The organism is Ohtaekwangia sp. (assembly GCF_036568665.1).
GTDB lineage: Bacteria > Bacteroidota > Bacteroidia > Cytophagales > Cyclobacteriaceae > Ohtaekwangia.
In genome coordinates this window covers 1-5,313 of record NZ_DATCSD010000404.1, presented here as the reverse complement: position 1 = coordinate 5,313, position 5,313 = coordinate 1, and the positions used below count along the sequence as shown (strand labels likewise).

Here is a 5,313-nt window from a genome sequence, read left to right as displayed (position 1 = left end):
AGAAGAAGAAAACAGGTTCTCGTCAAAAGCACTGGAAGATTTCCGTTTGATTGATATGGCCGTATCGGGCGATGACAGCTCGTATGCTAAACTCATGCAGCGATATAAACGTCCGGTTTATCACATGATCCTGAAAATGGTGCGCAATGTAGACGATGCTGAAGATCTCACGATCGAGTCGTTCGCCAAAGCATTCCGCAGCCTTCATCGCTTCAAAAAAGATTTTACATTCAGCACGTGGCTGTTTCGCATAGCCACCAACAATACGATTGACTTTATCCGCAAGAAAAAGCTGAACACCCTCAGCATTGAAAATACATTTACCGATGACGATGGCCAGTCTGTTTCCATCGATGTGGAAGACGAGAACCTCGATCCGCAGGAAGAAACCATCAAATCGCAAAAGGCGGAGCTGATACAGATCTTTGTAGACAAGCTGCCGGCTAAATATCAGAAGCTGGTACGCCTTCGCTATTTCCACGAGCTCTCATACGAAGAGATTGCTGTAGAACTGGATGCACCGCTCGGTACCGTAAAGGCACAGCTTCACCGCGCGCGCGAGCTCATGTTCGAGATGGTAAAGAACAAGCGCGATCATATTTAGTACAGTATAATTTTTCATTTCAGATATAGCAGCAGCTTTGCAACGAGCCGACCTTATACTTCATTATTTTCCTGACATTACTGCCAGGCAGCAAGACCAGTTTTCGAAGCTCTACGATCTGTACAAAGACTGGAACGAAAAGATCAATGTTATATCCCGCAAGGATATCGATAACCTGTATATCAACCATATACTCCACTCGCTCGGTATAGCCAAGGTAATGGCCTTTAAACCCGGAGCATCAGTGCTGGATGTAGGCACGGGCGGAGGCTTTCCCGGTATACCACTCGCTATACTTTTTCCGGATACGAACTTTCATTTAGTAGATTCTATCGGCAAGAAAATTACCGTAGTAAAGGGCGTGGCCGAAGGTATAGGGTTGAAGAATGTAAAAGCCGAGCAGAACCGTGCCGAGCAGATAAAAGGCGAATATGATTTTATAGTAAGCCGTGCCGTTACCCGCCTGAAAGAGTTTTATGGATGGATACACCGTAAAACCAAAAAGCAATCTATACATCCGCTGGATAATGGTATCCTCTATCTGAAAGGAGGCAACCTCGATGAAGAGCTTGCCGAGCTCAAGCGAATCCACCAGGTTTATAATCTCTCCGATTATTTTACCGAAGAATTTTTCGAGACTAAAAAAGTCGTTTACGTTCCGCTATAAGCTGTTTCAACAGGCAAATCTCCGCCAGCCCTTATTGAAAACGATTTCAGCCGTTGTTTTATTAAACTAATTTTTCTAACTATGTAGTAACCCAAACCCTGCCCCGGTGCGAAAATTAGTATCCATAGTGTTCATTTTCCTGCTGCTCTTCAATGTGCTGGGATACTATGGTCTGTTCTTCGGGCTGCATTATCAAAACCGCCAGCAACTCATACAGCAATTCGATGCTGAGCAATATCAATCATTAGAAACAGTAACCATTAAAGTGCCGCTGGCATTGCCATACGCCTCCGATGCGCAGGAATACCAGCGTGTAGATGGCGAGTTTGTGCACCATGGTGAAATGTACCGCATGGTAAAGCAGCGCCACGCACAGGATACACTCTATATAGTATGTATAAAGGATGTACAGAGCACGCGTATTGACCAGGCGCTGGCGGATTATGTAAAGACCTTTACGGACAATCCTTCTAACGGAGGGCACCAGGCGCCAACACTTCCGGCATTTATAAAAGAATATTTAGTAAGTACCTATACGATCAGGCAGGCAACACTGGGCTGGTCGAGCGATGTGCGCCAGGCGAAAGAACCTGCTATGCTGATCGACTCTTTCTTTGCTTCGATCGTACATCCTCCTGAAAGAGCGTAGCCGTTCCCTATTCCTTCTACCGTACATTTTTCTTTCAACGATCATTTTAGGTTTCTATATATAGTATAGCTATAGTCTATACGGTAACATGCTTCGCAGAAGAACATCTGTACAGACAAGAAGGAGAACAGCTCTTGTGTGATTTTTTTACAGGAGATCACCGCCAACTGGAAACCATTTTATCCCAAAACTATATATGAAGAAAATCTACCTGCTACTGCTGGGAATCATTCCCACACTCTCTTTCTCACAAACCCTGACGGACGGGCTCATGATGCCCAAGAAGAACATTTGTACCGGCTTTATGTATTCGCATGATCGCTGGACGGACTATTGGGAAGGAGAACTGAAACGTGACAATGGAAACATCGGGCATGTAACAACACAAAGCCTGACGTGGGTCGGTAATTATGGTATCACCAACAAAATAAACGTGATTGCCATGGTGCCGTATGTAAAGACAAAAGCCAGCCAGGGAACCCTGCATGGTATGGAAGGTCTTCAGGATCTGTCGCTTGGTGTAAAGTATAATTTCTTCCAGAAGAAAATGGAGAATAGTGCATTCAATACCTTTGCAGTGCTCAACTTCTCGACACCGCTAAGCGATTATACTCCCGACTTTTTTCCGTTAGCTCTGGGTACGCATACTACCAACCTGATGTACCGCCTTACGGCTAACTATAAATTTCACGACTGGTATGTAAATGCTTCCGGTGGATATACCTGGAGAAGCAATACTAAACTCGATCGCCCGGCTTACTTTAACGGAAATGAATTTGTATTGAGCGATGAAGTAAAGATGCCAAATGTATTTGATGTATTTGCCAGTATAGGGTATCATATAGGTCCGCTGCAGGCAGAGTTAAACTATATGCAACAAAATACTCTTGGAGGTGCAGACATTCGCCGGCAGGATATGCCTTTTGTATCGAACCGGATGAACTATATAAAAGCAGGAGCCTTACTGATGTATTACCTGCCGAAGCCCCGCGGCCTTGCAGTGCGCGCCTCGGGTGCATATACTTTTGGCGGACGCAACGTGGGCCAGTCAACCACGTTAATGACCGGCCTGCTATATACTTTGAAGTTTGAGAAGAACCAGTAATACCACCTCTATATATGAAAAAGAATTTATACTATACATTGCTGATAACCTTTGCACTCGTGTTGGGCATTGTAGCGAGCTGCGATAAAGAGATAGAACTACAGGAAACACTTACCCCCCTTGAACCTGCAAGCCTGGATGAAGATGCTGAAACCTGGAGTCCGGTGGATGCCAATACTTTTACAATCGATAAGATCGTGAACATTGTAGAGAACTCTACACCCAAAGTATTTAACCCGCCTGCCGATATAACATCCGATGCCTATAAAGCAGAGCTGGCTACTATTAAGGATGCACAGAGCAAACTTACCAAAGAACAAAAGGGAGCTATAGAATACTGGAGCGGTGGCGGTATACTTCGCTGGAACCAGATATTGCGCGGACTTGTGGCACGCTATAATTTACCACCAGCACCCAAAGCGGATGGTACCTATCCGGTGCCGGATGCAGAGAACCCGTTTGCTGATCCTAACTTTCCGTTTGCCAATCCTCCGTATGCAGCACGTGCCTATAGCTATGTAAGTGTAGCGCAGTATGAAGCACTGAAAGCGGCATGGCACTATATGTATCAGTACGATCGCCCGTCACCCTATAAAAATGATAGCGGTATACAATCACTGATGCCGGAAACAGGTCTTCCTTCATATCCTTCGCATGACGCAGTGTTATCCGGTGTAACAGCCGAGATGCTGAAATTACTTTTCCCGGCAGCCGTAGAAGAAATTACTTTGAAAGCAGCAGAGCAACGCAACGCAGCATTGTGGTCAGGTAAAGCTTCTACAAGCGATATAACTGCGGGACTTGCTTTGGGTAAATCTGTAGCTGCGTTATTCATTACTCGTGCCAGAGGCGATGGTATGGGAGCAGCCGGTGGTAATAAAACACTCTGGCAAAGTCTGGAAGACGGAGCAAAAGCAAAAGGAGAAGTGCCGTGGATGAGTTTAGAAACACCGAAGCGCCCTCCGATGTTGCCGGTATTTGGTAAAGTAAAAGCCTGGACAATGACGCCTGACCAGATAACAGCAGGTCGCCCGGCACCTCCGCCATTAACATCTTCTGCCGAGATGCAAACAGAAGTGGATGAAGTGAAATGGTATTCTCAAAATCTTACGCGCGAGCGGCTGGCTATTGTACACAAGTGGGCCGATGGTGCCGGTACCTATACGCCTCCGGGACACTGGAATGATATAGCAGCAGAGTATATACGCGATGCAAACTATAGCGAAGTAAGAGCAGCACGTGCCTTTGCTCTATTGAATATGGCACTGCATGATGCGGCTGTGTGCTGCTGGGATACAAAATATTTTTATTTCAATCCTCGTCCTTCGCAGATGAACCCTGTAATAAAAACCGGAACCGGTGTGCCGAACTTCCCGGCCTTTACTTCCGGGCACTCAACGTTCTCCGGAGCAGCTTCAACATTCCTCGCGTATCTGTTTCCCGCCAACAGCGATTACTTCGTGGGTGAAGCAGCAGAGGCATCAAGCTCACGTCTGTATGCCGGTATACATTACCGCTCGGATATAGAGGTAGGTTTGCAGCAAGGTAAAAATGTAGGAGGATTTGTAGTGGCATTCGCACAAACCGATGGTGCTGATTAATATATACTATAGATAAGAAAATAGATTTTTGGTTAATAACCGGGGGACTTTTCGGAGTCTCTCCGGTTCTTTCAAAAAGTACAGGATGATAAGATTTTACAAAATACTTTTTTTTGTGATAGTCACGGTACTTACTGCGAAGGCACAGGTAGATTCAACAAAAGCAAAACAGTTGAAAGAAGTTACGATTCATGGAAACAGGTTGGATGTAGAACGCTTACCCGCTACACACGGAACGTTTTTAATAGGCGGTATAAAAAATGAAGTAATCAATGTTCAGAATATGAATGTGAACATTGCCGAGAAAACACCGCGACAGATATTCTCTAAGGTGCCCGGTATATTTGTATATGACATGGACGGCTCAGGAAACCAGATGAACATTTCAACCCGCGGACTCGATCCGCATCGGGGCTGGGAGTATAACATTCGCAAGAATGGAATTATTACCAATTCCGATATGTATGGTTATCCGGCCAGCCACTATAGTATGCCGATAGAAGCTGTTGACCGCATTGAGATTGTGCGAGGAACCGGTTCGCTGCAATATGGCGCACAGTTTGGTGGTATGCTCAACTATGTTTCCAAGCAACCTGATTCTGTACGCAACATTACTTTTGAAAGTATAAATTCCGTTGGCTCATTCGGTATGATGAGTACCTACAATGCTATAGGCGGTACCACGGG

The 5,313-nt window shown here is 45.4% G+C and carries 6 protein-coding genes; all 6 read left to right on the top strand.

What is annotated here, in order from left to right:
• The coding region (locus VIN08_RS23745; RefSeq protein ID WP_414693311.1) for an RNA polymerase sigma factor at nt 1-604 on the top strand (604 nt) is incomplete at its 5' end.
• A 37-nt stretch (nt 605-641) separates the two neighbouring features.
• Nucleotides 642-1,271, top strand: a complete 630-nt coding sequence (gene rsmG, locus VIN08_RS23740) for a 16S rRNA (guanine(527)-N(7))-methyltransferase RsmG (RefSeq protein WP_331970778.1) — start codon at nt 642-644, stop codon at nt 1,269-1,271.
• 106 nt (nt 1,272-1,377) lie between these two features.
• Nucleotides 1,378-1,920, top strand: coding sequence for a hypothetical protein (locus VIN08_RS23735; RefSeq protein WP_331970775.1), 543 nt, complete (start codon nt 1,378-1,380; stop codon nt 1,918-1,920).
• Nucleotides 1,921-2,116: 196 nt separating this feature from the next.
• A complete protein-coding gene (locus VIN08_RS23730; protein ID WP_331970772.1) occupies nt 2,117-3,025 on the top strand; it encodes a transporter in 909 nt (302 codons plus the stop codon).
• A 14-nt stretch (nt 3,026-3,039) separates the two neighbouring features.
• The gene (locus VIN08_RS23725; RefSeq protein WP_331970767.1) at nt 3,040-4,626 is read left to right on the top strand and encodes a phosphatase PAP2 family protein; all 1,587 of its coding nucleotides are present in this window, start codon (nt 3,040-3,042) and stop codon (nt 4,624-4,626) included.
• Between the two features lie 115 nt (nt 4,627-4,741).
• The coding region (locus tag VIN08_RS23720; RefSeq protein WP_414693310.1) for a TonB-dependent receptor plug domain-containing protein at nt 4,742-5,313 on the top strand (572 nt) is incomplete at its 3' end.

Coding starts and splice junctions, on each gene's coding strand:
- VIN08_RS23730 (WP_331970772.1), top strand. CDS start 2,117: ATGAAGAAAATCTACCTGCTACTGCTGGGAATCATTCCCACACTCTCT.
- VIN08_RS23725 (WP_331970767.1), top strand. CDS start 3,040: ATGAAAAAGAATTTATACTATACATTGCTGATAACCTTTGCACTCGTG.